Source organism: Helicobacter apodemus, from assembly GCF_000765745.2.
In the GTDB taxonomy this organism is placed as follows: domain Bacteria; phylum Campylobacterota; class Campylobacteria; order Campylobacterales; family Helicobacteraceae; genus Helicobacter_D; species Helicobacter_D apodemus.
In genome coordinates this window covers 1-1,577 of the sequence record NZ_JRPC02000075.1, presented here as the reverse complement: position 1 = coordinate 1,577, position 1,577 = coordinate 1, and the positions used below count along the sequence as shown (strand labels likewise).

At 32.7% G+C, this 1,577-nt stretch carries 2 protein-coding genes; both read left to right on the top strand.

What is annotated here, in order from left to right; genetic code table 11:
* Positions 1 to 1,320 (top strand): type IV secretory system conjugative DNA transfer family protein (locus LS72_RS10415; RefSeq protein WP_138155350.1); only part of this gene is annotated, 1,320 nt, incomplete at its 5' end.
* A gap of 72 nt (positions 1,321 to 1,392) precedes the next feature.
* Positions 1,393 to 1,577 (top strand): hypothetical protein (locus LS72_RS10410; protein ID WP_034555636.1); only part of this gene is annotated, 185 nt, incomplete at its 3' end.

Here is a 1,577-nt window from a genome sequence, read left to right as displayed (position 1 = left end):
GATGATAAAAAACAAAATAATTTTATAGAAATCTATCAAGATGATGATAATAGACCTAATCATACCTTTGTATTTGGTTCAACAGGAGTGGGGAAAACAAGATTGTTAGAGGGGATTATGGAGCAAGATATTAGAAAAAATCAAAGCGTTGTTATTATTGACCCCAAAGGAGATATTGCTCTATTTTCTAAAATGGTGCAAATTGCTAAAGAATGTGGCAGAGAAAAAGATATAATGTTTATTAGCTCTATATTCCCTGAGTATTCTTTAAAAATTAATCCACTCAATAATTATTTCATCGATGAGGAGATTATTGCCAATATCGTAAGTGGTGTTCCAGCACAAGATGAATTCTTTTTAAAAGTCGCACAAGAAACAACAACTGCTATTGTTAAAGCCTTAAATATTTTACGCAGGATTAATAATAACAATGAACCACTAACCTTTGAGGAAATAGCACAAAGAGCACATTATAAAGGGATTAAATACCTACAAGATGAATTAATAGAAAGTGTTAATGAGGACTCATTGCTGCTTAATGATAAGGAGAGCATTAGAATTTTAAACCTCTTAGAGCAAATCCTTTCTTCTAATCAAGATTATTTTTCAAAAGTTACTACTACACTTAGAACAACATTAACAGAGATGAGTGTTGGGAATATAGGCAAAATCATAGGGAATGTTAAGACAAATCGCTTCATTGATAGATTAGAAGAAGATAAACCTGTGTTACTTTATGTTATGACAGGTTCAATGCTAACAAGACAAAGCTCTGCAATCCTCTCAAAAGTTATTATTTCAATGATTCAATGTTGCGTTGGTAAGGTTGTAAGCTCTGGTAGGAGCTTTAAACATCGATTAAATGTGTATATTGATGAAGCGGCTAGTTCAGTGTATCGTGGAATTGAAGTGCTGTTTGCACAAGGCAGAAGCTCGAATTTAAATTTAACTGCACTCACACAATCCTTAGCAGATATGGTAGCAGAGATAGGACAAGAAAGAGCTGATAAACTTTTTGATTTAACCAATACAAAAATTATAATGCGTATTAATGAACAAAAGTCTGCTGAATTAATTTCTGATATGGGTGGCAAGAAATCTGGATACTCGTATTTTTTAAATTTAGAAGGAGGCATTAACTCAAGAGAAGTAGAGGAATTAAACATAGAAGCCGATGATATTACACAACTACAAAAGAGGGAATTCTACTATTTTGGGTTTGAGGGGAGGTTTAAGGGTAAGACTGCTCCTGTAAGTGCTGGAAAATATGAAATTATATTTCCTGATATTTCCAACAAAGCAAAAAGAGGGGGATTATGAGGATTAGTAATCAAAGGTTTGGAAAAACCACCCTAGAATTAATAAGCCTTGACTGCAAAGAAAAGGGTTTTAATGCTTTTTAAAAGCGTTTTAAAAGCCTTTAATTCCATAGGGCTATACTCTTTAAAAGACACAAGAAATTCTAAACCACAAGATATTATTAAAGAACCCTTAGAAGAAGCAATGAAACTTTGGCTTGATGAGGAGGAAATAAAAGAATTTTATGCCAATAGGGATAAGCCTAAGAAAGAAAGTAA